Here is a 25,621-nt window from a genome sequence, read left to right as displayed (position 1 = left end):
TCTTACTTTTTAGCTAAGACCTCATGAACCGCTTTAATGATACCCTCTTTCGTCAGACCATATTTCTCAAGCAGTTCATAGGGACGCCCGGACTCACCAAATGTATCTTTGAGACCGACGCGCACCATAGGAGTTGGCAGCTTTTCTCCCAGGACCTCGGCAATTGCACTGCCTAAACCGCCGATGATATTGTGCTCTTCCGCAGTTACGACAGCTTTCGTCGTTTTAGCTACTCGAAGTATTGTTTCTTCGTCGATAGGTTTCACTGAAGAAACATTAACGACACTAACACTGATTCCTTCAGAAGCTAGTAATTCTGCTGCTTCCAGAGCGATAGCCACCATCAATCCATTAGCCATGATGGCCACATCTGTGCCTTCTTTGAGTACATTGGCTTTCCCAATTTCAAAGTGGTAATCTTCACCGAAAATAACGGGCACTTCCAATCTTCCCATGCGTATATAGACCGGACCCTTGTATTCTGCAGCGGCTAAAACCATCTGGCGAGTTTCTTCTCCATCGGCAGGAACCAGGACCACCATGTTAGGAACAGCCCGCATGATCGCCACATCTTCGATCGCTTGATGGGAGCCGCCATCCTCTCCGACAGAGATTCCTGCATGGGTTGCAGCAATTTTAACATTTAATTTGGGATAAGCAATCGAATTGCGAATTTGCTCAAACGCCCGTCCTGTAGCAAAAACAGCGAAAGTGCTGGCAAAAGGAATTTTTCCTGCAGCGGCTAAACCTGCCGCAGTTCCTATAAGGTTTGCCTCAGCAATGCCCATATTAAAGAAACGTTCGGGATAGTTCTTGCCAAATTCGGCAGTCTTCGTCGACTTCGATAAATCGGCATCTAAAACAACGACATTAGGGTTTTCTTTTCCCATGACAACAAGAGCCTTGCCATAGGCGTCACGTGTTGCAATTTTATTAGCCAAGGGTTAACGCCTCCTCTCGTAATTCTTTAAGGGCTTGTTCAGCCTGCTCGGCATTCGGGGCATTGCCGTGCCAGCCTGCTTGGTCTTCCATGAAGGAAACTCCCTTGCCCTTTACAGTTTTGGCAATGAGAATCGTTGGTTTCCCTTTGATTTGCTTGGCTTCTGCAAAACCCTTTTGCAAGGCCTCGATATCATGGCCGTCGACTTCAATCACATGCCAGCAAAAAGCCCGCCATTTGTCAGCGAGTGGAGCCGTTGACATCACACTATCTGTCGTGCCATCGATCTGCAATCCGTTAAAATCCAAAATAGCCGTAAGATTGTCGAGTTTATAATGGGCGGCGGCCATGGCTGCTTCCCAGATCTGGCCTTCGGCCATCTCTCCATCCCCTAATAAGGCATAGACATGGTAGTCTCTTTTATCCAGCTTCCCAGCCAAAGCCATTCCATTGGCTGCAGAAAGCCCTTGCCCTAAGGAACCTGTCGACATATCTACGCCCGGAGTTTTTTTCATATCCGGATGTCCTTGGAGCATATGACCTGTTTGCCGAAGTCCTTGAAGTTCTTCTTTGGGGAAGTATCCCTTTTCTGCTAAAGCGGCATAAAGCACTGGAGCCGCATGTCCTTTCGACAAGACGAAGCGATCCCGATCGGCCCAATTAGGCTCTTGTGGATTTATTCTCATTTCCTGAAAGTAGAGGGTTGCCACAATATCAGCAGCGGACAGACTTCCCCCAGGATGTCCGGACTTCGCCGGCACCAACATGGAAATAATGTCTTGACGAATGACATTAGCTTTGCGTTTCAATTCAACTGTAGTCAAGTGATTCCCTCCTTTAGATCTCTGCCCTCCTGCGGCAGAACTAGTTCACGGTTTTAGTTTTCTGCAGATATGCAGCGATAAAGGGATCAATCTCCCCATCCATCACGGCTGAGACGTTCCCTGTTTCCACATTCGTTCGGTGGTCTTTAACCATGCTGTAAGGATGGAAGACATAAGAACGTATTTGGCTTCCCCAGGCGATCTCTTGTTGTTCTCCGCGAAGTTCTGAAATCTCATTCTCTTGTTCTTTGCGCTTTAATTCCAGCAATTTAGCCTGTAAAACCCGCATAGCCGCGGCACGGTTCTGTATTTGAGAACGCTCACTCTGACATTGGACTACAGTTCCAGTCGGTATATGAGTAATCCGGATGGCTGAATCGGTCTTGTTGACGTGCTGACCCCCTGCTCCGCCTGAGCGATAAGTATCCACCCTCAGATCTTCGGAATCAATCGTGATTTCGTCATCATCCGCAACTTCAGGAATCACATCGACCGAAGCAAATGAGGTATGACGACGACCGGAGGCATCAAAAGGGGAAATTCGCACGAGACGATGGACTCCTTTTTCGGACTTAGCATACCCGTAGGCATTTTCTCCGCTAAAGGACAGTGTCGCACTCTTAATGCCGGCTTCTTCGCCAGGCAGGAAATCCAAAGTCTCCACTTTGTATCCGTGATATTCTCCCCAGCGGCTATACATCCGGCAGAGCATTTGTACCCAATCCTGAGCCTCAGTACCCCCTGCACCGGCATGGAGCGTTACAATGGCATTACTTCTGTCATAGGGTCCAGACAAAAGAAGTTCTAATTCCAGCGCTTCAAATTTGCTTTGCAGTGCTTTAACGCCTTGTTCAACTTCCGGCTCAAGGCTTGAATCATCTTCTTCCGTCGCTAACTGCCAAAGTGTTTCTGTTTCTTCCAGTTCCTTTTTTAATTCATCATATAGTTTGACCTTACCTTGATGATGCGCCAAATCTTGCATAATCTTTTGGGCAAGGACAGAATCATCCCATAAATCCGGGCGATGGAACTCTGTTTCCAGAGCACTGATCTTTTCTATTCTCTGAGCGACGTCAAAGAGAAACCCTCAAATCTGCCAAGCGCACGTTTAATGTTTCCAGATTCTTTTTCCAATCAGAAAGCACTCTATTCACCCTTCCAACCTAATTTATAGTTATCTTTCTGTTGTTACTCAACAAATTTGCCCATTCTACTTTTTCTTTTCTGCTCCACAGCACTTTTTATATTTCTTACCGCTTCCACACGGGCAGAGATCATTACGTCCTATCTGTTCTCCCGTGTGCACCGGAGCACTGGGCTCCCCTTCATAACGATTCTCTACCACGTTACGCGGCTGTTCAGACACTTCTTCTCGAACTTGAGGAGTCACTCGCACAACATAACGAACAATATCGTCTTGAATTGAGTCGATCATGGCCTGGAACATTTCAAACCCTTCACGACGATACTCAACCAATGGATCTTTCTGACCATAGGCTCGCAGACCGATTCCTTCACGCAGCATGTCCATAGCATCCAGATGATCCATCCATTTGCTGTCCACCACTTGCAGCATAACAGCACGTTCAACCTCACGCATTAATTCAGAGCTAAACTGCTCTTCTCGACTTTTGTAAAGCTCTTTCGCTTTATCAAGCAACATCTCTTCAATTTCTTCGCGCGAAAGATCCGCAATCTTTTCCGGATCCAGATGAATCCCCGGCAAATAAAAATTCTCTACATAATCAGCAAGGCTGGCCAAATCCCATTCTTCTGGGAAGGGACTCTCACCGCTAAACATGGTAATACTATCTCGTACTGCTTTTTCGAGCATATCACTGATATTTTCATTGAGATTTTCACCCATTAACACGGCTCGACGCTGGGCGTAAATAACTTCGCGTTGTTGATTCATGACATCATCATAATCAAGCACGTGTTTACGAATATCAAAGTTACGATTCTCTACACGACGTTGAGCAGTTTCGATGGAGCGGGAAATCATTCGGGAGGCAATCGGCATAGAGTCATCCATCCCTAATTTATCCATGATTCCCATAATATTTTCCGCACCAAACATGCGCATCAAATCGTCTTCTAAAGAAATAAAGAATTGAGTCGAACCCGGGTCCCCTTGACGCGCCGCCCGACCTCGCAATTGGTTATCAATCCGGCGAGATTCATGCCGTTCGGTGCCAATGATGTGTAACCCCCCTAGTTCAGCAACACCCTCGCCCAAAATAATATCTGTACCCCGACCAGCCATATTGGTAGCAATCGTGACCATCCCAGGCTGTCCTGCTTCAGCGACAATCTGGGCTTCCTTTTCATGATATTTGGCATTAAGCACCTGATGGGGAATTCCTCGTCGTTCTAACATATCACTCAAATGTTCAGATTTCTCAACGGAAACCGTCCCGACTAGGAGAGGCTGGCCTTTAGCATGACGTTCAATGACGCTTTCTACAACGGCTAAAAATTTTCCTTTTTCCGTACGATAGATGACGTCCGGCTCATCCTTCCGAATCATTGGTTTATTGGTCGGGATTTCTACCACATCAAGTTTGTAAATCTTCCGAAATTCAGGTTCTTCCGTCATGGCTGTCCCTGTCATACCGGAAAGCTTACTATACATCCTGAAGTAATTCTGAAATGTAATGGTTGCTAGAGTTTGGGATTCTTTTTCGATTTTTACGCCTTCTTTAGCTTCAATCGCCTGATGTAATCCCTCACTGTAACGGCGCCCAAACATTAACCTTCCCGTAAATTCGTCAACAATGATGACCTCTCCGTCTTTGACCACGTAATCACGGTCTCGTTTGAAGAGGGTATGAGCTTTTAAAGCCTGGTTAACATGATGAGCCAACTCAGTATGAATATCTTCATACAGATTTTCCACTCCCAACATGCTCTCGACTCGACTGACCCCTTGTTCAGTTAAGGTTACCACTCGTTCTTTTTCAATGACCTTGTAGTCCTCTTCAGCTTTTAGCCGGGGAATAATCATAGCTACTCGAAAATAAAGTTCGGTAGGCTTGTCCGCCTCACCGGAAATAATCAAAGGAGTTCTTGCTTCATCAATGAGGATGGAGTCGACCTCGTCGACAATCGCATAATTTAGTTCGCGCTGAACAAGTCCATCAGGACGGGTAACCATATTGTCCCTCAAATAGTCAAAACCAAACTCGTTGTTAGTCCCGTACGTTATGTCAGCAGCATAACTGCTGCGACGCTCTTCATAATTCAAACCGTGAACGACGAGGCCGACCGTTAAGCCCAGAAAACGATGGATCTGCCCCATCCACTCGCTGTCACGTCGTGCTAAATAATCATTAACCGTTACGACATGAACACCACGCCCTGTCAGGGCATTCAAATAGGCTGGCAAAGTAGCTACAAGAGTTTTTCCTTCCCCAGTGCGCATTTCAGCGATTCGCCCATCATGAAGTACCATACCCCCAATCAACTGCACATCATAGTGCCGTTGATTAATAACTCTTCGACCAGCCTCTCTCACGACTGCAAAGGCCTCCGGCAATAAGCTATCCAAACTCTCCCCTTGATCTAAGCGTCCTCTGAACTCAAGTGTTTTGCCGCACAGCTCGTCATCACTCAGTGCTTGGATCTTCGGTTCGAAGCTATTAATCACTTCAACGCGCTTTTGATATTTCCTAATTTCTCGCGCATTATCGTCAAATAAATTCAATAAGCCCATTATATCCACCCTTCTTCAATCTTGTGTATTCATAATTTTAACATTCTAGAGAACCCACTGCAACTGAAGCGGGCGATTTAGGCATGGGATATTCTTCCATAAACATCTAAAAGGCCCGCTAAGCGGGCCTTGCGCTTGATTATTTACCTATCAGATTCTTCTTCACCTTAAAGGACTTTTGTGATTGTCGTATTATCTAAGAACAAAATAGTTTTTCTTTCATAGTAGTTTCCTCTGATTAATATTGGGGCTGAAGCAGACCATAGTCGCCATTATTGCGCAGATAAACAACATTCATTTCGTGAGTTTCTGAATTCGTAAATACAAAGAACGTGTGCCCGACCAAGTTCATCTGCATAATGGCTTCCTCGACGGACATAGGCTTCACTGGGAATTTCTTATTTCTTACGACTTCCTCACGCGGCTCTTCATTCATTACCGGAGTCTGCTTCGGTTCGTGATCCTTTAAGACCTTAGAACGCATTCTCTTATTAATTCGTGTCCGATATTTATCGATTTGGCGCTCTAGTTTTTCGACTACCATGTCGATGGAAGAATACATATCCTCAGTTTCTTCTTCTCCGCGTAAAATTATCCCATGGATCGGAGCAGTTACCTCCACACGATGTCGATCGCGCTCCACAAGCAAGGTGACTTGAACGTCCATAAACTCGTCGGAAAATTTCTCAAGTTTGCCCACCCGTTTTGTGACATATTCTTTTAGCGCATCTGTTAGTTCGATATGTTTACCCCGAATAATGATGTTCATATTTCAACCCCCTTTTTAAGATGGCATATATGTAACATTCCCGATTTCTCCAAAAAATCCTGCTAATTTAAAACTTTTACCCCGGATATTTTTCAATAACCAAAAGAGAGAATCGTTTTAAATAAAAACGATTCTTTCTACTCATCGCCTAATTCTTTTAATTAACGAACCATCACATTAGAAGCTTGTTCCCCGCGCGGTCCATTGACAACATCAAACTCAACATTCTGACCTTCTTCAAGCGTACGAAATCCTTCTCCGATTACGGATTGAAAATGGACAAAAATATCTTGGCCATTTTCCTGTTCAATGAAACCATAGCCCTTCTGTTTGTTAAACCATTTGACTTTACCTAACACAAAAAATACACCCTCCTTGATTGTTATAGCTCTAAGAAAATTTTTAGAGCTATAAACACTTACTTTAGGAGGATAACCAACTTTGAGGAAGTCTAAACGTCAAGGGAGGGACTTGTATGACACAGCGCTCAGTCTTACGACGCAGAGCAAACTAACGTTCAAGCTCCTTGTTGCTTCCGGGAACGGGGTGCCCCGTATCTGGGGTCAACTCGCTTTCACGAAGTTTGCTGGGCTGCCAGCTCGTCAGCGGCGTAACTTGCTGACGCGTGCAGAAAAGCGCTCCTCCCCCCACATGCTACCCAAAAAGCTCCTTTAAAGTATCTTACTTAAAAACGCCTGTGTTCGAGGATTCTTAGGATTAGTGAACACTTCGTTCGGCTCTCCCTCTTCCATGATGATCCCCTCATCCATGAAAATAACGCGATCTCCAACTTCACGAGCAAATCCCATCTCATGGGTCACAGCCACCATAGTCATGCCCTCACGCGCTAGATCTTTCATAACCGAAAGGACCTCTCCGACCATTTCAGGATCTAACGCCGAAGTTGTCTCATCGAAGAGCATAACTTTTGGCTTCATAGCTAAAGCCCGGGCAATAGCAACCCTTTGTTGCTGACCGCCTGAGAGACGATCTGGGTATTCATGGGCTTTATCGGAAAGACCAACTTTTGCCAGCAGCTCTAAGCCAATCTTTTCAGCTTCGGCTTTATTCATATTACGTACTTTTACAGGCGCCAAAACGACATTCTGAATCGCAGTCATGTGTGGAAATAAATTAAAACGCTGAAATACCATCCCAACTTCTCTGCGAATCGCATTGACATTCACTTCAGAATTAAGCGGGATACCATCGACGATAATTTCACCTTTGGTCGGTTCTTCCAGCTTGTTGAGGCACCGCAAGAACGTACTTTTTCCTGAACCACTGGGGCCAATGACCACCACAACCTCTTTTTCACGGATATGACAGTCTACCCCTTTAAGTACTTCAAGCTTACCATAGGATTTGTGCAAATTTTTAACGTAAATCATTTTTGCCCAGCCTCCTCTCCATATAGGCAACCCACTGAGAAATCAACTGGGTCATCACAAGATAGTACAAAGCAGCCGCAATATACATGGGAATTGGTTGGAACGTTCGTCCTGCAATAATTTTAGCACTATAAAAGAGTTCTTCGATGGCAATAATCGACAATAAGGAGGAATCTTTCAGTAAAGCGATAAACTCATTTCCTAATGGAGGAATTACACGTTTAAACGCCTGCGGAAGGATCACATAGCGCATGGCTTGAGCATGAGTCATACCCAATGAGCGAGCAGCCTCGCTTTGACCTCGATCGATTGATTGAATTCCTGCTCGAAAAATCTCCGCAATATAGGCTCCCGAATTCAGGCCCATGGCAACAATACCAGCGATATACTGATAGTTATCAGGGAGTGTTTGCCAATGAAGGAGTTTCGGGATTAAAAAGTAGACCAAAAAAATCTGAACCAATAAGGGAGTACCCCTAAAGAAATCTATATAAATAATAGCAGCTCCACGAAAAATCTTCACTCCGGATAACCTGCCCAGAGCCATAAAAAGCCCAATAACAACCCCGATGGCAACCGCCCCTGCTGTAAGTTCCAATGTGAGTAATGCAGCGCGGTTCAGTATAGGGATGCTATCAATCGCTGCCTGCCAGTTCAATCCCACAGAAAATCCTCCTTAAATATCATTTTTGTAAATTTATAATAAAGTGAGCAAAAGAAAATGGTAACAGGATTCTTCGGTTTTCGCAATCGCTGTCTAAAATTATACATACTACCTTAAATTTATACAAGCCAAAAAGCATGTAAAACATTGGTACGTGAACATGTATACAATTGACGCGACAACAGTTTAACCATTTAATATAAATTAACTTAGCTTGAGCCAAGCCTTGTGAGAACCGGATCGCTAGTTCTCACAAGGCTTGGCTGCCAAAAAAGAAGGCACTTATAAGTTAAGCGCCTTCGTCTTCTCTGGTTTTGAGTTATTTTTTAGAATTTTGGAGCATCCTGTTTGAACCACTTTTTATAGATAGCATTGTACGTGCCATCATCCATTAATTTCTTCAAGGAAGCATCCATTTTATCCGCTAACTCTTTATTTCCTAATTTCATCGCAATTCCATAAAACTCCGGATCTACATTTGCTTGAACCGCATCAATCTGAGCGTTGGCATTTTGGGTCTGGAACCAGATGACGACTGGACCATCGGCGACAACAGCATCTAATCCACCATTGAGCAAATCATTAATCGCATCTGGGGTTGTGTCATATTTCTTAGGAGTAATTCCTTTAGCCTCAACATCAAATTGACCTGTTGTGTTAAGCTGCACCCCAACTTTTTTTCCTTTTAGATCCTCTAGAGTCTTAAAATTAGATCCTTTTTTCATGGCGATATACTGCACGGCTTTAAAATACTTGTCACTAAAAGTTACGCTCTTGGCGCGGTCATCCGTGATAGTCATAGCAGAAATTACAGCATCATACTTTCCAGCTTGCAAAGCGGTAATCAAACCATCGAAAGAAGCTGTTTCAACATTGACTTTATACCCCATGTCCTTTCCAAGAGCTTGAATAAGCTCCATATCGAATCCTGTTGGTTGCTGCTTTTCATCCATAAATTCAAACGGTGCATAGGTGATATCAGATCCTACCTTCAGAACCTTCTCCGTGGGAGCAGGAGTCGTTGAAGGTGTTTGGGATGGTGCCGGCGTGCTGGAGCTTCCGCATCCTGCCAGAGCAAATAGACTTAAACTAAGTAATCCAGCCAAAATTAGACGAAACTTTGGTTTAAACATTACAATTCTCCTCCCTATTTTCCGTGCTGACATTAAATTAATTCCCTGAAGCAAGATCGAGACTAATATACATCAGCTTATCCTTGTGGTTCAATTATACATACACATGCATATTTACTCAATACCTAATTTCTTACTTCATATGTAATTATAGAGTTATTTTAAGCAGCCGTCTTAAATAATCCTGCTCCTAATTTATTTTGTTGGCAAGTTCTCCGAGTTATCCCCCAAAGTTACACACAACTAGCTGTGGATAATGTGGATAAGTGTCAGAAATACGCTTTTCCTCGTGATGTGCTTGTGGGTAACTTTATTAGCGCTTAATCACAGCTTAAAAGAAAAAAAGCACTGGTCAACTTAGTCAACCAATGCTTGTCATTTCAATTATTTAAGTTAAAATGGCGAATTAATATTGTTCGCGAGCAGGACGATGATGTTGATAGCACTCACGGCAATATACGGGGCGATCGGATGTCGGTTGGAAAGGAACTTGAGTTTCCACACCACAGTCCGCACAAACTACAGTAAACATTTCACGTGATCTGCCCTCTTGGGAATTACGGCTTGCTTTGCGTGCATTGCGGCACTCGCGGCAACGTTGTGGTTCATTTTCGAACCCTTTTTCAGCGTAAAATTCTTGTTCTCCGACTGTAAAAATGAAAGTAGCTCCGCAGTCTTTACATACTAGATCTTTGTCTTCAAAGGCCATGAAAGATATTCCCCTTACGTAAAAAAATGTAATAGGCTCTGCCCATCCACTTGTTATTATAACGCTAATCAGACGAAGGCACAAGTACTTTTTCGAGCCCGGCAGCCAGGCACAAGCCATAAATTGCTTTAGTTCCGCTTCCTCGCAATACCTCGGCCACAGCTTCTAAGGTAGAGCCTGTGGTTGTTACATCATCAACAAGCCATACATCTCGCCCTTGAAAAGAATCCTGTTCTTGGAGTACAAAAGCACCTCTTAAGTTAAGCAGTCGTTCTTGACGAGATAGTAAAACTTGAGGTGAGGTTAACGTTACTCTCTCCAAGCCTTGAAGTATCGGCAAACCCAGTTCCCAGTGCAATATCGAGGCAATAACTTCAGCCTGATTAAAGCCTCGTTCTGCCAATCGTGTTGGGTGCATTGGCACAGCTGCAACACCATCGACAGCAGGCAGTGATTTGATGGCCCAATCTGTTAAAGGCTGAGCAATTTCTCTAAGACGCCAGGGAGTTGAACCAAATTTTAGTTCTTGAATAAATTTCTTTAGACCACCTGAATAATGTCCCCAGGCAATCACTCGATCAAGCTGCTTGGGACCCTTGCCAGCCTCGCAATCCCGGCAAATTGCTTTTTCGGGCACAATTAGTTTACCACATCTCAGACAACGTCCTAATTCTGGATGAAGATATTCTCTCGTGCAGTTCGGGCAAACTGGGCCATGCTCTCCAGTACAGAGCACACAAGTGGACTCGTCCGTATACCATAATGCCCGAGCAAGTTTAGCGCCTTCTTTGGCGAGCATCATCATAAACTCACTCCTTATAGGCGTCAATCAATAAGCCCCCGTTCCAGAGCTAACCGATTTTGCGCTTCAATCCAACGAATTGCCGTCTTCATGCTCGGTGACTCCAGTTGAGACATGAAGACTACGCTCCCAACCGGGTTTTCTCGAGTTCTTCCCACCCTTCCAGCCATCTGGACCAGCGCACGTTCATCAAATATAGAATGATCGGCGGCAAGGACCACAACCTGTATCCGCTCAAGAGTTATCCCTCGTTCTAGAATGGTTGTACTGACAAAGAGATCGAATTTATTTTGACGCAGCTTTTCAAGTTTGGACAAGCGTCCTGGATCAGAACTATAACTGCCGTCAATATGCCATCCAGGAAAATATCGGCTAAAATGATTGATCCACGGCTGAATCCAGGAAATCTTAGGAACAAATACCAAGATTGGTCCCTCTTGACGTAATGCTTCAAAGCAACCTTTGTTAAGCGTGGGATTCTCTTTTAAATCGAAGGCATGGGGATATCTTTCGATGGTGGGTACAGGCAGCGGGAAGCGATGATGGCGCGCAGGAAGTTGGATAAGACGCATATCCCCTTGTTGAACCTCCTTCAACCCCTGGGCTGAGGGTGTAGCCGTCAGATAAAGCAGTTTTCCGTCGGGACGTAAGGCCTGAGTTACCCCCCACTCTAAGGCACGGCTTCCTTGATAAGGGAAGGCATCCATCTCATCGAGGAAAATGACATCAAACGCCCGCCAAAATTTTAAGACTTGATGGGTTGTCGCTAAAACCATCCCGCCGCTTTGGAATCTAATGGGAGCAGAGCCCATCAGCACTTGAATGGAAAGTCCGGGAAAGTCTCGTTTCAGCCTTGGAGCTACATCATGAATAACGTCTTGACGAGGCGCAGCAAAAAGCACTGATTTTCTTTGATTGAGTGCCCACACAGCGGCGGGAAAACACACTTCTGTCTTTCCTGAACCGCATGCCGCCCAGAGAAGTGCTTTGTTCTGAGACACATCGCTCATAAATTCCAAGACTTGTTCGCCTGCAAGCCGTTGAGCTTCGGTCAACGGCCAATGAGGATGAAAGGAGACCTCTTTATGGTCCTCAAGGAGTGTACGATGGTCACGATAAAGAACTTCCAGGGATGTGCTTGAGCCGAGGGCCTTACAACTGGGACAAGTTGCAGCCCTTCCAAAATAGCTCGGCCACTCTTCGACATCTCTTTCCCCGCAACGTTGACATTGCCAGCCTCTGCCTTGGGGTTTCACGGCAGGGACCCACTCAGCCTTCTTCCTTTCAACGTTAACATGGGCAAATCTAATAATTGTCCCCTCTTCCAGCTTAAGCTCAAAGGACAATGCTCTTAGATCCCCAAGAGAAAGTTGTCTGCCTCGAACAAGACGATCAAAGGCCTGATAATGGGGATCTGTCATTTCTACCCCTTCAGGCACCCTAAGACTTGATGAAACAATACTTTCCTCCCAAATGAGGTCCCGGCTGTACCAATTCTGTTCTCTAAGCACCCTAAGGACCTTTGTTTTGGAACGATCGCACTTATTTCCTCTAGAGCAAAGGTCGAAAAATGTCCGCCTTTGCATTTGATCTTGAAGGGCTTGAATCACTGATAGGGGCAGCGGTGTATTCAGATAGCTGACACCAGAATTTAGCTTGTCCATCTCTCGAAACGGAGAGAAGCTGACGTCGCCACCCTCATTTAACGTCAGGAAAAAGCGCATAGGAACCCTCTTTTCTTATTCTCCCCTTCGACGATTATTGCTCTCTAATCGCCACTGCCATCACCCTGTTGACTTGTATAAATTTCAATATCCGGAAACCGACGCTGCAAACAAGTTAAGTATTTCTCTCTTGGCCCTACTACCGTGCTTTGATCTATACGAACTTCAACCCAAACAGGAACTCTATATTTTTCCCTCAGATGAGGAAACCTTTTCTGAAGGTCTCCGAAATCCTTCTCAAGTTCATTCTCTCCTGATTCTTTCCAGTCATAATATAACCTATGTGTACCATGGCTAAGATCTTCTTTCATGGATTGAAGAAATCTCTCAAGCTTCGGCGGAATATTCCATTCCCATTGAGAATTCATGTTCCACAATAAGATAATTAACCCTAAGACAAGACCCCATAAAAGCATCCTGACTCACCTCCTGCTTACAACTTATGTTTTCGGCAGGGGTTGCGTGAATTGTCTTTGACGTGCATATTCAGCTAAAAGGTTGATATGCTGTGACGGACGGAATTCTTCGTAACCTTTCCAAAGGCTCCTGTCATAGTTATTAAGGCGCCCCATACGTTCTTCAATTCTCCGAGGGACATTTTCTACCCATTGATAGAGCCTTTTAGCAACTTCTGGCTGTGTCGAGCGTTTCTTCTCGGCAGCTTCCCAAACAAGGGACTGGGCCCATTCATACGCTTCTAAGTCAAATGGCTGCCAAGAAAGTGCTTTCTCTACATGTTTCAAGCCGTTGTCTGTATCCTCATGCCTGAATGATAGCTCTGCCTGTTTTCTTAAAATGGTTATCTGTGTCTGATCCCAATTTAAACTTTGCTCCCAAAAAACCTTGCTTTTAGCCGGGTCCCGTTCAAGCCATTGAAGAGCTAGTTTATTCCATGCCTGTTCCCTCTCTAGGAAAGAAGGATTGACAAGGGCATATCCGCTAATAAGACTCATGCAAAGACTTAGCATAAGAATACCTTTAGTTAACATATTAAAGCCAAAAGTGCTTCTTTCAAAGGAGACAACGAACGTATGGGAGCCGTTCTTCTGAAGACACCCAAAAAGCATCCAAAACAAACATCCCAAGGCACCAAAAGAAAAATCTGCGTCTATGAGGCTATGGGCCATTAGAAAAATCAAAACCATCCACAGCCGATCCTCAATTGAAGCTTTCTGAAGTTCTCGAGGAGAATTATGTCGCTGAATCCTTTTCCCTCGATTTTTCAGAAAATCATAGAGTGTGAAACCGCCCCATATTCCTATACTAATAATTCCCCAAATCCCCTGATTCAGTAAAACATTGATAAAACCTGAATGCGGATCTGAAGTCCAGTATGGAACGTGTTGAACTGTCGGAAAGGCCATCCACCCTCCAGCTCGAGGGAATCCCCTGAAATACCAGGCCATTCTAAGCCCGTCCTGATAATAGGCAAGTCGTTCCAACCAGCTTGTAGAGGAAAATCCCCATGTTATAAGATTCTCCCAAGCAGACCGATATCGAAATGCCATCAAGATTAAACCGACAATTCCCAGGAACATCGCCCCAATTTTAACGGACAGTCTAGGTAAGGTTCCTGTCCTTCTCGGGCGCTGTTGCCCGAAAAAGGAATAAAGGTATCCTTGTTCAATCCAGCTCAAAACCTGTTGCCCTAGATAAACTATTAATAATAGGCCCACCCCCGCACGAGAGCCTGTACATAATAAGGATATTCCTAAGAATAGTTTCACTGCTTTACGGTTCAAACAAAGTAAGAGAGCTGCACCTAAAAATACGGCTGTTGCATTAGAATATCCGAACACAGAACTTAACCGGCCACCAATTTTTCCGGCCCAGGGAAGCCATCCCCAGAATGCTACTGCTAATCCGATGAACACTATCCATTGGGCTAAACGTTCTTTAGCCAATTCATCTTCAGAAATCCTTCCCCCTAGGCGAAATATATACCATAAAATGCCCCAGCGTATGACTTCAATCAAGCCATCTTTTACTCGGATCGGATAAATAAGACCGAGCGCAGAGCATAGGATCATACTTAAAAACAGGACATCCGTCGAACTTGCTGTGACCTTTAGTTTTAAAAGAGACTTAATTCTTCTTGAGGGGTAAGACTTTAAAGTATAGAGTGATAAGGCAAACGCCAAAAAGAACCATCCCTGTGCAAAATATAAGCCATAGATCACACTAAACATTAAAAAAAAGGCTAGGAGGCGTTCTGTTTTGCTCCTAGCTTTGGTGACCTGTTGTTTTGTTAGTCCAATCACTGCTCAGCGTTCTTCTCAAGGAAAAATTTCAAGATCCCTTCGACAGCCAGCTCTTCCCCCACATATGCTTTGCCTTTGGCAACTCCAAAAGTTTTGCGCAATTTAACAACCTCAACCTCTAGACGTAACTGATCTCCAGGAATCACTTGCCTTCGTATTTTAACTTCATCTAAACCGGCAAACAGCCCTAAGAAGCCGGCATACTCCGGTTTTTTTAAGATGGCTACGGCTCCAACTTGAGCCAGTGCCTCTAAAATTAAAACACCTGGCATAATAGGATGTCCAGGGAAATGTCCCTGAAAAAAAGGTTCATTAATCGAGACATTCTTAAGGCCAACGGCCCTTTTCCCTTCCTCTAGTTCTATGATACGATCTACTAATAGAAAAGGGAAACGGTGCGGAATAATCTCCTGGATCTCTTGACTTTGAAGCACTAAAATTCCTCCTCGAATCTATCCAATAGGATGCTTGCAGTTAGGTATCCGTTTATCATATCATGAGAATAGATAGTTCTCTGTTCTTATAGATTAATACCTTAACCCTTATACCTAGTATACCCAAGTTTCCGGTTGAAGGGAAGATGACAACTCTTATGGAAAAGTACAAAATTTTACATATTATTGGCGGAGGAGAAATCGGCGGCGCTGAACAGCATGTCCTGACCTTACTGGAAAACTTAGACCGCTCTCGATTTTCCCCTTACTTAATCTGCCTTACACCAGGGCCATTCGCGGCTTTAGCTGAACCTACAATCCAGACTCAAACCTTTGCCATGCGCCACCCTCTTGACCTTTCCCTCCTCCCCGGCCTTATGCGTTGGATTCGGCGACAAGACATTGACCTTATCCATACTCACGGCTCTCGAGCCAATCTTCTGGGAAGAGTTGGAGCTAAACTTCTCAGACTGCCCAATGTAACCACCGTACACAGTTCTCTCGCTCATGACTATCTTTCCCCACGGTCGGCACGTCTTGCTCTTGGGCTTGACCGTATCACTCTCCCATTGACTACGGGCATTATCACCGTGTCCCAATATCTTTCCGACGAAGTCGCTTCCAGAGGCGGAAAACACATAAAAACCATTTATAACGGGCAAGCCCCTGTACCCCAAGCCGATTATTCCTTTTCACGGAACCAGTTTCGCAAACAATGGGGAATTCCCGACGATGCTCTCGTTCTGGGAACCATTGGCCGCTTGCACCCCACTAAAGGACAAATCGTTTTAATTCAGGCAGCTCACCAACTTATCGAAAAATTTCCGAAACTTCACCTATTGATGATTGGAGACGGACCGATACGATCAGTTCTGGAGTCCGAACTTAAGAAGGCTTCCCTTCCTTATACTTTAACAGGCTACCTTCCGAAGGCTTACGAGGCACTCCCGACAATGGACCTCTTCGTACTGCCTTCCATAAGTGAAGGCATGGGCCTGGTCCTTCTTGAGGCCATGCAAATGGGCGTACCAATCGTGGCCAGTGCAGTTGGGGGAATTCCGGAGGTTGTCCGTTCAGAACAAGACGGGTTACTTGTAACACCCGGGAATGCAGCGGAACTCGCTCAGGCCTGCACCTCAATTCTAGAAAACTCTGGTCGAGCTAAGTCCTTAGTTTCGTCTGGGAATAGGCGCTGGCTGGAGTTTTCCATCGAAGGTATGGTCAGGGCGACCGAAGAAGTGTATAAGTCCTTACTTAGCTAATTGACCGCCTCTTATACAAACTACCTTAAGCAAAAAACGAGTTGCGTTTATGCCAACTCGTCTTTTTGCCTTTTTAAATCAATGCCGAAATGTTAAGAGTTCGAAGAATACCTCACCTTTTGACAGAGGACCCTAAGCATAAAGCGTGGTAAAACTGTTTGGCGTCTCCAACGCCAGGGTTCTTTCAATAAACGGTAAAGCCATTCCAGGTGAAGCTCCTGAATTCGCCTGGGAGCACGCGTGACTACCCCTGCAAGCGCATCGAAGCTTCCTCCTACACCAATACCTACCTTCGCCAAGTCTGGATGTTCGGCAAGCCAAAATTCCTGCCTTGGAGCACCTAAGCCAACGAGCAGAACATCCGGCTGAAATTGACGAATTTCTTGCAATATCTTCTGCTCTTCCTGAGGGCTAAAATAACCATGCCTTGTACAACATTTAATTCCAGGGTAGTCCGTAGAAATCTTGTAAGCGGCTAGTTCCGCAACTCCTGGTTTCCCACCTAAGAAATACATCCGCCACTTTCCAGCGGAGGCTGCTGGAAAAATTGCCTGGACCAAGTCAATTCCGGTTACACGTTCCTGAACCTGGGTCCCCAACGTTCGGGCAGCCCAAACTACGCCAATGCCATCAGCAGTAATAATGTCCGCTGAATTTATAACTTGCTTAAGTTCGGGATTGTGCTCAGAAGCATAAATCATCTCGGGGTTCGCAGTAACAACGCGCAATGCCCTCCTGTCTTGAACCGCACATCCTATTTTCTCAACGGTTTCCGACATGGAGTATGTATCTACGGTTACCCCCAGAATCGTCACTCTCACAAGAATCTTCCTTTCGCTAAGATACTTATCCTATTTGAACACTCTCATTGCTCTATGCTCTGATTATTATCCGGAATCCAGCGGACCTTGACAATAATCCACCCTCAACCTTGATAGTGGAGGGAACAAGCGATTTCCCCTTAATGACAAAGTCCAAGGAAAGGAACCCTTATCCGAACATAACCCTTATTCGGATGAGGGCACTTACCTCGGACAACAGGTAAAGCTAGTGCATGAATCTATGAAATTCTAGCCTAAAAGCACCCATTTAATACTTTGCCCGTACCCAGGGCTACACAGGAGATAGGATCTTCTGCTATGCTGACCGGAAGCCCTGTTTCTCGGGAGAGGCGGGTATCGAAACCATAAATCAACGAACCCCCTCCAGTCATGATAATCCCCTTGTCAAGAATATCCGAAGATAGTTCAGGAGGGGTCCGCTCAAGGACTTCCTTAACTCCAGCGACAATAGCCTCAATCGATTCTTCCAAGGCCACATAGCACTCCTGAGAATTAACCTTCACAGTTTTAGGCAACCCTGTGATTAAATCCCGACCACGAACATCAATGTCCGCTGCAGGACGCCCCTCAGGAATAGCAGCCCCAACGGCAATTTTAATTTCTTCAGCCGTACGTTCTCCAATCATTAAATTGTGTTCTCGCCGAATATACCGACTGATGGCCTCATCAAATTTGTCGCCCCCTACACGGAGACTGCGTTTTGCTACAATTCCATTAAGAGAAAGGACCGCAATATCCGTGGTCCCGCCTCCTATGTCTACCACCATGCTTCCAGTTGGCCCAGAAATATCTAAACCTGCGCCTAATGCCGCTGCATAGGGTTCTTCAACCACCTTTACGTCTTTAGCTCCAGCCTGATAAGCCGCTTGCTTTACGGCTCTTTGTTCCACTTCGGTCACCCCTGAAGGAATACAGACGACGACACGCGTTCTGAAAAAGGGCAATCGCTTCGCCCCAGCCTTTTCTAAAAAGTATTTTAACATGAGTTCGGTCGTCTGATAATCAGCGATTACCCCATCACGCATCGGGCGAACCGCCACAATATTTCCTGGGGTACGCCCAATCATCAAGCGGGCTTCTTCTCCCACCGCAATTCGTTTCGTCGAGTTGCGGTCAATAGCTATTACTGAAGGTTCGTGCAGCACGATCCCTTTTCCCTTGGCATAAACCAAGACACTTGCTGTTCCTAAATCTATTCCTAAGTCTATTCCAAACATTTGCGGAGATACCCCTTTCATCATCAATAGCTTGTCCAGTTTTGATTCCAAATATATCATCAAATAGCATAATCTCCCTTACGGGAGATCTGCTATTTTTACTAATAAATTCGTGATTTAATCGCTAAATCCTTTGTGATTCACAACTTTTTTACACGTTCTCTTTGTTCCTTTATCTCCCAATTTATCTTCCAATGGTCTGTTAATTCTCCTGATATTTCTTTCTAGTTGCCTCTCCTCCTCGAATATGACGTTCTGCCTTGTTTGTTTCTAGAATGTGTTTGACTTCCATGGACAGTTTCTCGTTGACTAAGGGTAACCGTTCCGTCACATCTTTATGTACAGTACTCTTTGATACACCGAAAACATCAGCCGTCTGCCTTACTGTAGCACTCGATTCCAAAATATAAGTCCCTATATCGAGTACCCGTTTGCGAATATATTCTTGCACGCAGAGTCCTCCTTTCGTCCACATGTGTAGTACATTTATATGCATTCTTAATAAAAAAAGACATCCATAAATGGATGTCCTCATATGGTAAATACTGTGTTCTCTGTCAATCTTAGTCCTTCCAACGGATTGTAAATTATATCGCACCTTCACTTGTTCCAACAATTTGAACCTTATTGTCATGCCATACCTCATAATGGAGTTGGGATTGATGATTGACCCCTTCTCCTCCTGGGAAAAATCCTACTTGCCCTAACGCTGCTTGCTTTTCAACAGTCTCTCCAACCTTGACCCGAAGATTATCCAAACCTCCATAGGTGACCACCCAACCATGCCCACAATCTAGAACGACTTTCTGTCCTAAGAGCGAATCTGTCCCGGCATATACGACCTTACCCCGATGAGTTGCGCGAATGATTGTCCCCTCAGGTTCTGAATAGTCCTGTCCTGAGTGAAAAATATAGCTTTCTAAAGTTTCAGAGTAATAGTTTCCGATTCCTCTCAGAACTTTTCCATGAACAGGGCTTGGAAAATCCGCAATAGATTCGGGAGGGCTTTTCGTCGTTCCTGCCAATTCCTGAGTTTTTGATTCTACGTTTAGTCCTGTTGCTGGACTTTGTTGATTTGGGCTTATTCCTTGTGCAACCACTGGCTGAGCCTTTTGTTTCATCAATTCTGGCCCACTTTTTTTAGATACATTTGATAATGCCTCGATATAACCCACGCAGAGAATCAGGCCTCCCATTAGGAGCGAGCAGCTCCAGACCAGAATCCAGCTCCAGGATCCTTTCCAACGAATCATTCCACTCACCTCAAGAACTATCGTTGCCGAATCCTCCAGCTTTTAGTCGTTCCTCTACCTTGATGACTCTCAATTCTCATCTAAGGCTCTATCTTAATAATTTTCGCCCCTGGGTAAAAATGCCCTAATATTTCTTCTGCTTTCATGTTTTTCCCCGCCATATCATTCGCTCCCCATTGGGACATTCCTACTGCATGACCATTACCATACGCTGTGATTATGAGATGATCTCCTTGAACGATTGCCTCGAGGTCTGTGGAAGGCAAGCCCAACAACGTTCGCAGTTGGGTTCCCTCAAATACTTTGCCTAAAACCCGTACTGTCTTGACTCTTCCTGCCGAGGTTCTGCTCAATATATGGAAGTCCCCTTCACTGAAACTATGGGATATATTGGAAATAGCCAGTTTTTTACTCAGTTCCTCTTTACTAAAGCTAAAGCTTTTCACATAACGTTCCAAATTCGTTTCCCCTGAACTTACGTTTTGCAAATAGGAACGAGGAGAACTCCATACCTCTTCGGATCTCTCTGTTGGCTTTCTTCCGCTGCTGCTGTGATAAAATGCATCAATATACTCTCCATTGGCCACGAGCACCAGGCCACGGGTCTCATTCACTGCCTTTTGCAATTTTCCACGATAGCGCATGTAATTTAACCAACCCCATTTTTCTTTGATTTGGGCATCCGATAACCAGGCTTGTGTCTGAACTGTGGTATCCACATCATACTCTCTATTTGCTGACGCCCGTTTCGCATATTGTTTAACGGCATAGGTCCGTGCAGCTATTGCTTGAGCCTTCAATGCTTCCAGCTGAAATTCCACCGGCATTTCTGCTGCCACAACGCCCAGGAGATACTCTTCAAGCGGTATTGAAGAAACTTTTCCATCAGACATTAATACTCGAATTTGCACATCGTTTGTTGTCACGTTCTCTTTCTGCCAACGTAATACACTCCAAGGGATTATTAAGACGATACATAATGAAAGTGCAATAAGCCACACCCATTCCCTTTTCATTCTATCCCTCCAATTGTCCAAGCCTTTTTACAATCTATGCTGAAAGCTTTTCGAATATGGCTGAACGAATTAAAAAGAAGAAGTCAGGTCTCATAAAGAAAACTTGGTTGGTGCCCGAAGACACTGTCTTCGCACTTGTTAGCCTCTGGCGAAGGCGGTTGCCTAGTTGCTCTTATACTTTCTGGTTAGTATAAACAAAGATGGGGTGATAACAAATACGTTTGTTATCACCCCATCTTTGTTTATAGGTTAGAAATAAATGCATTAATCTTCACGAACAATATTTCCCCCGATGCGGGAAAGTTTTTCTTCTACCTTTTCATATCCACGATCGATGTGATGAATTCCTCGGATTTCTGTAGTCCCTTCGGCCGTCAGGGCAGCCAATATCAAGGCAGCTCCAGCTCTTAAATCGGTTGCTGTGACAGGAGCGGCATTAAGGCGTTGGATTCCTTGTACCACCGCGCTTCTTCCCTCGATTTTGATCTCGGCTCTCATCCGCTTTAATTCGTCAACATGCATGAACCTGTTTTCGAACACTGTTTCCGTTATTAACCCTGTACCTTTTGCCCGAGTAAGAAATGCCATAAAGGGAGCCTGCAGATCTGTGGGGAATCCTGGGTGAACCTGGGTTTTTATATCAACCGCATTATAAATTCCATCTCCACTGATTCGAATCCCATCCCCTTCTTCGGACATGTGAATTCCTGACTCTTCCATTTTAGCCATTAATGGCTTAAGATGATCCGCTATAACATTCTGTACCAAAACATCTCCACCGGCCGCTGCGACCATCAGCAGATAGCTCCCCGCCTCGATTCGGTCAGGTATTACGGTATGCGTCGTACCGTGCAATTCACGAACCCCTTCGATATGAATGATGCTCGTCCCAGCACCGCGGACTTTTCCCCCCATTTCATTTAGAAAGGTTGCTAAGTCCACAATTTCCGGCTCTTGAGCAGCATTTTCAATTAAAGTCGTTCCTTGAGCCAAAGCTGCTGCCATCATTATGTTTTCCGTAGCTCCAACGCTGGGATAGTCTAAGTAAATCCTGGCACCCTTGAGCCCTTTAGAGGACACATCAAGAAAACCATGATCCATTTTAACTTCAGCACCTAAAGCCTCTAAGCCTTTAAGGTGCCAGTTAATTGGACGGGAACCGATGGCACATCCCCCTGGATGAGAAATACGCACATGTCCTTGTCGGGCCAAAAGTGGACCCATCGTAACGATAGACGCTCTCATCTGGGAAACTAGGTCATACGGTGCCTCGATACATTCTATCGAACTGGCTTGGATATTAAGAGTTGAGCCATTGCGCGTAACGTTGGCCCCCAAAGCCGAAATCACTTGATTCATAACGTTTACATCTAATAAATCTGGAGCATCCTCTAGTCGAATGGGTTCGGCGCAAAGCAAACTCGCAGCTATAATCGGCAGTACAGCATTTTTAGCTCCACTTACGGTAATCGTCCCCTCAAGCTGTTTACCACCAGTGATTTTAAGCTTACTCAAATTTTGAAGACACCCCCTTGTTCTAGGTTTAATGAATAGCACAGCTAACTATTATTCTCTCTACCTAGTAATTTCTCCTGCATGATTTCGACTTATTTCTTCTAAAAGCGATCTTAAAATTCTTCTAATAACACTGGGATTGCTAAAACCGTTTGTCCATTTGAGACTTCTCCACGACTAAGTAGTTGCAGATTAATCCTATCATTTCCAACCTTCACACTTGAATTAATTTGGGGTTCACAAGCCGCAATAGAAACCAGGTTATCAGAAAGGGCCCACTCAACCGGCTGTGCTTGAATGTGACTCAAAAAAGCTGAAATATCAAGTCTTTCTGGAATTCGTTCGTCTAAGTAAATCCTGCCACCTTCCTTGGCAATGTTTTGAGCCATTATAGTATACCATGTATATACCTGATGTTCCTCACTTTTATCAAGAATACTTTCCCCGGATATTGTAATTGCTTTTTTGCCATTTCCTGCTTGTAGTTCTTTATAGTCCCACGTCCAATTCTTTAATGGAGGATCTGGCAACTGATCAAACGTACCTTTAGTGCCATCGAACCATATGACCATCTTAACCGTTGCTTTTTTGCTTGCAACCTGCTGAGAATTTAAGAGCAGGGGGATCGTAGTGTCGGTAAGATGTTCTACTGGTGTTTGATTCCTAATCAGTGAAACGTTAGCATTCAAGTTAAGTACCATAAAGCATACCAGGGCAACAACTATTATTTTTGAAGAGCCCCTCAAGGAATATTGAGTCGTAAATGTCAACATGATGAACCTCTTTCTCACCTTTACTCATCTTTAGTTTTACCAAATCGTGAGAAAGCTAACGTAATTATTGCGAGCTCAATAAATTTTCTCTTTAGTTACTCTGACTTATTCATTATTATGGTTCTTTTAATTGTTTCAAATTCCAATACACTGTATATGATTAACAAATCTCTTTTAAAAACTAACCTAACTGTATAAATTGAGACTTATCCTTTATCAAATAGCTGCTGCCGCTATATCTCAACAGCTATCTGAGTCCTGCAGCAGTTACATTTAAGAATCAGAGATCAGTCGGTAATGGCGATGATAATAAGGAAAACTTGGCAGGCGGCCGCCTAGTTGCGCTTATGCGCAGGCCATGGATGACCGAGTGTCCCTAAAGCCAAGGATGACGAGAAGGGACCTGTAGAAAGTATTTAACGAAGTTATACCTTCTGACAGTAGAAAAAAGGACCCAAAGGGGCCCTTTTGGCATATGAATGAATACAGTTTTTCAGCGTTAAGATAAGATCATTGAAATGAACGTCGCTTAACTTATCTTTTGTCTTCCGAGGCGCCTATACGAGCCACAGCTTTGCGCATGGCGATCTCTGCACGTTTTACGTCAATATCACTGCTAGGTGCCGACAAACGCTTAGTCGCACGTTCTTTCGCCGCAATGGCACGTTGAAGATCGATTTCTTCGCTCAATTCTGCAGTGTCTGCAAGGATAGTTGCAGCGTTGTCAGCAACTTCCACAAATCCGCCTGCTAAAGCAACTCGCTTGATTGTGCCGTTGAGCGTGTAACGCGCAACACCAATACTAAGACCTGCAATTAAGGGTGCGTGGTTAGGTAATATTCCTGACTCACCTGCCCCCCGGGAAGTACAACAAACTCTACATCTTCTTTCAGAACGTCTCCCTCTGGGGAAACAATGCGAAGTGCAAATGTTCCAGCCATGGCTTACGCCCCCATTTTCTTGGCTTTTTCGATAACCTCTTCAATGGGGCCCACCATAAGGAAGGCTGCCTCTGAAATGTCATCGTATTTCCCGTCCGCAATTTCTTTAAAGCCACGAATTGTTTCCTTCAAGGGCACATACTTTCCAGGAGTCCCTGTGAATACTTCTGCAACACTGAATGGTTGAGACAAGAAACGTTGGATTTTACGAGCCCGCGCTACGATAAGTTTTTCTTCTTCAGAAAGCTCATCCATACCAAGAATTGCAATGATATCCTGCAACTCTTTGTACTTTTGCAGAATTTGCTGAACTTGACGCGCAACAGCATAATGCTCTTCACCAAGCACTAATGGTGAAAGAATCCGTGATGTTGAGTCCAAGGGGTCCACAGCAGGGTAAATCCCAATTTCAGTAAGGGCCCGGGACAAAACCGTTGTAGCATCTAAGTGAGCAAATGCTGTTGCCGGAGCAGGGTCAGTCAAGTCATCAGCAGGCACGTAAATAGCTTGTACGGATGTAATAGACCCACTACGAGTGGAGGTAATCCGCTCTTGCAGTTGACCCATCTCTGTTGCCAACGTTGGTTGATAACCAACGGCCGAAGGCATCCGGCCGAGCAGAGCTGAAACCTCAGATCCAGCTTGCGTGAAGCGGAAGATGTTGTCGATAAAGAGCAACACGTCTTGACCTTGTTCATCACGGAAGTATTCCGCCATAGTCAGACCTGTTAAGCCTACCCGTAGACGAGCTCCGGGTGGTTCGTTCATTTGACCGAACACCATGGCGGTCTTATCGATAACGCCAGACTCTTTCATTTCGTGGTAAAGGTCATTTCCTTCACGAGTCCGCTCACCAACACCGGCGAATACGGAAATACCACCGTGTTGTTTAGCAATATTGTTAATGAGTTCCATAATTAAAACTGTCTTACCAACACCGGCACCGCCGAAGAGTCCGATCTTTCCACCCTTAGAATACGGAGCTAGTAAGTCAATAACTTTAATACCGGTCTCCAATATACGGGTAGAAGGCTCTTGATCTTCGAAAGCCGGAGCTGGACGGTGAATAGGATAATTGGTATCGGACTTAACATCCCCTGCATTATCAATAGGCTCTCCCAAGACACTAACCATCCGTCCTAGGGTCGGCGATCCGACGGGGACTGTAATGGGTGCACCAGTGTTTATAGCATCGATGCCCCTTTGCAGACCATCGGTCGAGGACATGGCAACACAACGTACTGTGTCATTCCCGAGATGCTGAGCTACTTCTAAAGTAATATTAATGTTCTTCTCGGGAACCACAACCTTAATGGCTGTATATATCGCCGGCAGTTCATCGGGCGCAAACGCAACGTCAACTACCGGTCCCAAAACTTGCAAAACCTTGCCGTTCTTCACAGGCGCGAAACCTCCTTATTGGGTTTTTCCGGCAG

Annotated in this window: 24 protein-coding genes and 1 pseudogene; 1 reads left to right on the top strand and 24 read right to left on the bottom strand. The window is 44.8% G+C overall.

What is annotated here, in order from left to right; translation table 11 throughout:
- Positions 1 to 2: 2 nt before the first annotated feature.
- The 15 genes from VZF35_RS15685 to fabZ all read right to left on the bottom strand — a co-directional run bounded on the left by VZF35_RS15685 (position 3) and on the right by fabZ (position 15,366).
- On the bottom strand, positions 3 to 941 hold the full coding sequence (locus VZF35_RS15685) for a transketolase family protein (RefSeq protein ID WP_407306295.1): 939 nt from the start codon (positions 939 to 941) through the stop codon (positions 3 to 5).
- Complete coding sequence (locus VZF35_RS15680) at positions 934 to 1,764, bottom strand: transketolase (protein ID WP_407306292.1); 831 nt, start codon at positions 1,762 to 1,764, stop codon at positions 934 to 936. Before VZF35_RS15680 ends, VZF35_RS15685 begins: the two co-directional genes overlap by 8 nt.
- Before the next feature lie 40 nt (positions 1,765 to 1,804).
- Positions 1,805 to 2,909 (bottom strand): peptide chain release factor 2 gene (gene prfB / locus VZF35_RS15675; protein ID WP_407306290.1). Its coding sequence is split into 2 segments (ribosomal slippage): positions 1,805 to 2,839 and positions 2,841 to 2,909, totalling 1,104 coding nucleotides; the frame shifts between segments, so codons are not numbered across the junction.
- 65 nt (positions 2,910 to 2,974) lie between these two features.
- Positions 2,975 to 5,479 (bottom strand): preprotein translocase subunit SecA, encoded by a 2,505-nt coding sequence (gene secA / locus VZF35_RS15670; protein ID WP_407306288.1) that lies wholly within the window; start codon positions 5,477 to 5,479, stop codon positions 2,975 to 2,977.
- Positions 5,480 to 5,717: 238 nt separating this feature from the next.
- On the bottom strand, positions 5,718 to 6,248 hold the full coding sequence (hpf, locus tag VZF35_RS15665; protein ID WP_407306286.1) for a ribosome hibernation-promoting factor, HPF/YfiA family: 531 nt from the start codon (positions 6,246 to 6,248) through the stop codon (positions 5,718 to 5,720).
- Positions 6,249 to 6,409: 161 nt separating this feature from the next.
- Complete coding sequence (locus VZF35_RS15660; RefSeq protein ID WP_407306284.1) at positions 6,410 to 6,607, bottom strand: cold-shock protein; 198 nt, start codon at positions 6,605 to 6,607, stop codon at positions 6,410 to 6,412.
- Between the two features lie 312 nt (positions 6,608 to 6,919).
- Positions 6,920 to 7,639: an amino acid ABC transporter ATP-binding protein gene (locus tag VZF35_RS15655; RefSeq protein WP_407306282.1), complete on the bottom strand. Its 720-nt coding sequence runs from the start codon at positions 7,637 to 7,639 to the stop codon at positions 6,920 to 6,922.
- Complete coding sequence (locus VZF35_RS15650) at positions 7,626 to 8,303, bottom strand: amino acid ABC transporter permease (protein WP_407306279.1); 678 nt, start codon at positions 8,301 to 8,303, stop codon at positions 7,626 to 7,628. The genes VZF35_RS15655 and VZF35_RS15650 overlap by 14 nt, the downstream gene beginning before the upstream one ends.
- Positions 8,304 to 8,629: 326 nt before the next feature.
- Positions 8,630 to 9,436: a basic amino acid ABC transporter substrate-binding protein gene (locus VZF35_RS15645; RefSeq protein WP_407306277.1), complete on the bottom strand. Its 807-nt coding sequence runs from the start codon at positions 9,434 to 9,436 to the stop codon at positions 8,630 to 8,632.
- Between the two features lie 406 nt (positions 9,437 to 9,842).
- Positions 9,843 to 10,145 (bottom strand): zinc-ribbon domain containing protein, encoded by a 303-nt coding sequence (locus VZF35_RS15640; RefSeq protein WP_407306275.1) that lies wholly within the window; start codon positions 10,143 to 10,145, stop codon positions 9,843 to 9,845.
- Positions 10,146 to 10,209: 64 nt separating this feature from the next.
- Positions 10,210 to 10,950 (bottom strand): ComF family protein, encoded by a 741-nt coding sequence (locus VZF35_RS15635; protein WP_407306273.1) that lies wholly within the window; start codon positions 10,948 to 10,950, stop codon positions 10,210 to 10,212.
- A 20-nt stretch (positions 10,951 to 10,970) separates the two neighbouring features.
- On the bottom strand, positions 10,971 to 12,671 hold the full coding sequence (locus VZF35_RS15630; RefSeq protein ID WP_407306271.1) for a DEAD/DEAH box helicase family protein: 1,701 nt from the start codon (positions 12,669 to 12,671) through the stop codon (positions 10,971 to 10,973).
- Positions 12,672 to 12,715: 44 nt separating this feature from the next.
- Positions 12,716 to 13,087, bottom strand: coding sequence for a hypothetical protein (locus VZF35_RS15625; protein WP_407306269.1), 372 nt, complete (start codon positions 13,085 to 13,087; stop codon positions 12,716 to 12,718).
- 24 nt (positions 13,088 to 13,111) lie between these two features.
- Entirely contained in the window at positions 13,112 to 14,932 is a 1,821-nt protein-coding gene (locus VZF35_RS15620; protein WP_407306267.1) for an O-antigen ligase domain-containing protein, read from the bottom strand.
- On the bottom strand, positions 14,929 to 15,366 hold the full coding sequence (gene fabZ / locus VZF35_RS15615) for a 3-hydroxyacyl-ACP dehydratase FabZ (protein ID WP_407306265.1): 438 nt from the start codon (positions 15,364 to 15,366) through the stop codon (positions 14,929 to 14,931). The genes VZF35_RS15620 and fabZ overlap by 4 nt, the downstream gene beginning before the upstream one ends.
- Before the next feature lie 158 nt (positions 15,367 to 15,524).
- On the opposite strand from fabZ, the gene VZF35_RS15610 reads away from it, so the two are divergent.
- Entirely contained in the window at positions 15,525 to 16,628 is a 1,104-nt protein-coding gene (locus tag VZF35_RS15610) for a glycosyltransferase (RefSeq protein WP_407306262.1), read from the top strand.
- A 92-nt stretch (positions 16,629 to 16,720) separates the two neighbouring features.
- On the opposite strand, the gene VZF35_RS15605 is transcribed toward VZF35_RS15610, so the two are convergent.
- The 9 genes and pseudogenes from VZF35_RS15605 to atpD form a co-directional block, all read right to left on the bottom strand.
- Entirely contained in the window at positions 16,721 to 17,449 is a 729-nt protein-coding gene (locus tag VZF35_RS15605; RefSeq protein ID WP_407306260.1) for a WecB/TagA/CpsF family glycosyltransferase, read from the bottom strand.
- Positions 17,450 to 17,703: 254 nt separating this feature from the next.
- The gene (mreB, locus tag VZF35_RS15600; RefSeq protein ID WP_308892800.1) at positions 17,704 to 18,687 is read right to left on the bottom strand and encodes a rod shape-determining protein MreB; all 984 of its coding nucleotides are present in this window, start codon (positions 18,685 to 18,687) and stop codon (positions 17,704 to 17,706) included.
- A gap of 202 nt (positions 18,688 to 18,889) precedes the next feature.
- Entirely contained in the window at positions 18,890 to 19,138 is a 249-nt protein-coding gene (gene spoIIID, locus VZF35_RS15595) for a sporulation transcriptional regulator SpoIIID (RefSeq protein ID WP_009619498.1), read from the bottom strand.
- 136 nt (positions 19,139 to 19,274) lie between these two features.
- Positions 19,275 to 19,940 (bottom strand): murein hydrolase activator EnvC family protein, encoded by a 666-nt coding sequence (locus VZF35_RS15590; protein ID WP_407306257.1) that lies wholly within the window; start codon positions 19,938 to 19,940, stop codon positions 19,275 to 19,277.
- Between the two features lie 80 nt (positions 19,941 to 20,020).
- Positions 20,021 to 20,956 (bottom strand): stage II sporulation protein D, encoded by a 936-nt coding sequence (gene spoIID / locus VZF35_RS15585; protein WP_407306255.1) that lies wholly within the window; start codon positions 20,954 to 20,956, stop codon positions 20,021 to 20,023.
- A gap of 264 nt (positions 20,957 to 21,220) precedes the next feature.
- Entirely contained in the window at positions 21,221 to 22,471 is a 1,251-nt protein-coding gene (gene murA / locus VZF35_RS15580; protein WP_407306253.1) for a UDP-N-acetylglucosamine 1-carboxyvinyltransferase, read from the bottom strand.
- Between the two features lie 113 nt (positions 22,472 to 22,584).
- Complete coding sequence (locus tag VZF35_RS15575; RefSeq protein WP_407306251.1) at positions 22,585 to 23,244, bottom strand: YwmB family TATA-box binding protein; 660 nt, start codon at positions 23,242 to 23,244, stop codon at positions 22,585 to 22,587.
- A gap of 534 nt (positions 23,245 to 23,778) precedes the next feature.
- Positions 23,779 to 24,185: pseudogene (locus VZF35_RS15570) on the bottom strand (F0F1 ATP synthase subunit epsilon).
- Positions 24,186 to 24,188: 3 nt separating this feature from the next.
- Entirely contained in the window at positions 24,189 to 25,586 is a 1,398-nt protein-coding gene (gene atpD, locus VZF35_RS15565; protein WP_407306249.1) for a F0F1 ATP synthase subunit beta, read from the bottom strand.
- Positions 25,587 to 25,621: the final 35 nt, after the last annotated feature.

The sequence above is a fragment of the Desulfosporosinus paludis genome (genome assembly GCF_045689965.1).
In the GTDB taxonomy this organism is placed as follows: domain Bacteria; phylum Bacillota; class Desulfitobacteriia; order Desulfitobacteriales; family Desulfitobacteriaceae; genus Desulfosporosinus; species Desulfosporosinus paludis.
The sequence above is the reverse complement of the archived record's forward strand: the minus strand, read 5'-3'. Positions and strand labels throughout refer to the sequence as shown.

Excerpts from the sequence above, each read along its gene's own strand:
- VZF35_RS15640 (WP_407306275.1), bottom strand. The coding sequence starts at position 10,145 with ATGGCCTTTGAAGACAAAGATCTAGTATGTAAAGACTGCGGAGCTACT.
- VZF35_RS15655 (WP_407306282.1), bottom strand. The coding sequence starts at position 7,639 with ATGATTTACGTTAAAAATTTGCACAAATCCTATGGTAAGCTTGAAGTA.
- mreB (WP_308892800.1), bottom strand. The coding sequence starts at position 18,687 with ATGTTTGGAATAGACTTAGGAATAGATTTAGGAACAGCAAGTGTCTTG.
- VZF35_RS15575 (WP_407306251.1), bottom strand. The coding sequence starts at position 23,244 with ATGTTGACATTTACGACTCAATATTCCTTGAGGGGCTCTTCAAAAATA.
- hpf (WP_407306286.1), bottom strand. The coding sequence starts at position 6,248 with ATGAACATCATTATTCGGGGTAAACATATCGAACTAACAGATGCGCTA.
- spoIID (WP_407306255.1), bottom strand. The coding sequence starts at position 20,956 with ATGAAAAGGGAATGGGTGTGGCTTATTGCACTTTCATTATGTATCGTC.
- VZF35_RS15625 (WP_407306269.1), bottom strand. The coding sequence starts at position 13,087 with ATGCTTTTATGGGGTCTTGTCTTAGGGTTAATTATCTTATTGTGGAAC.
- VZF35_RS15645 (WP_407306277.1), bottom strand. The coding sequence starts at position 9,436 with ATGTTTAAACCAAAGTTTCGTCTAATTTTGGCTGGATTACTTAGTTTA.
- VZF35_RS15635 (WP_407306273.1), bottom strand. The coding sequence starts at position 10,950 with ATGATGATGCTCGCCAAAGAAGGCGCTAAACTTGCTCGGGCATTATGG.
- VZF35_RS15630 (WP_407306271.1), bottom strand. The coding sequence starts at position 12,671 with ATGCGCTTTTTCCTGACGTTAAATGAGGGTGGCGACGTCAGCTTCTCT.
- secA (WP_407306288.1), bottom strand. The coding sequence starts at position 5,479 with ATGGGCTTATTGAATTTATTTGACGATAATGCGCGAGAAATTAGGAAA.
- VZF35_RS15590 (WP_407306257.1), bottom strand. The coding sequence starts at position 19,940 with ATGATTCGTTGGAAAGGATCCTGGAGCTGGATTCTGGTCTGGAGCTGC.
- VZF35_RS15610 (WP_407306262.1), top strand. The coding sequence starts at position 15,525 with ATGGAAAAGTACAAAATTTTACATATTATTGGCGGAGGAGAAATCGGC.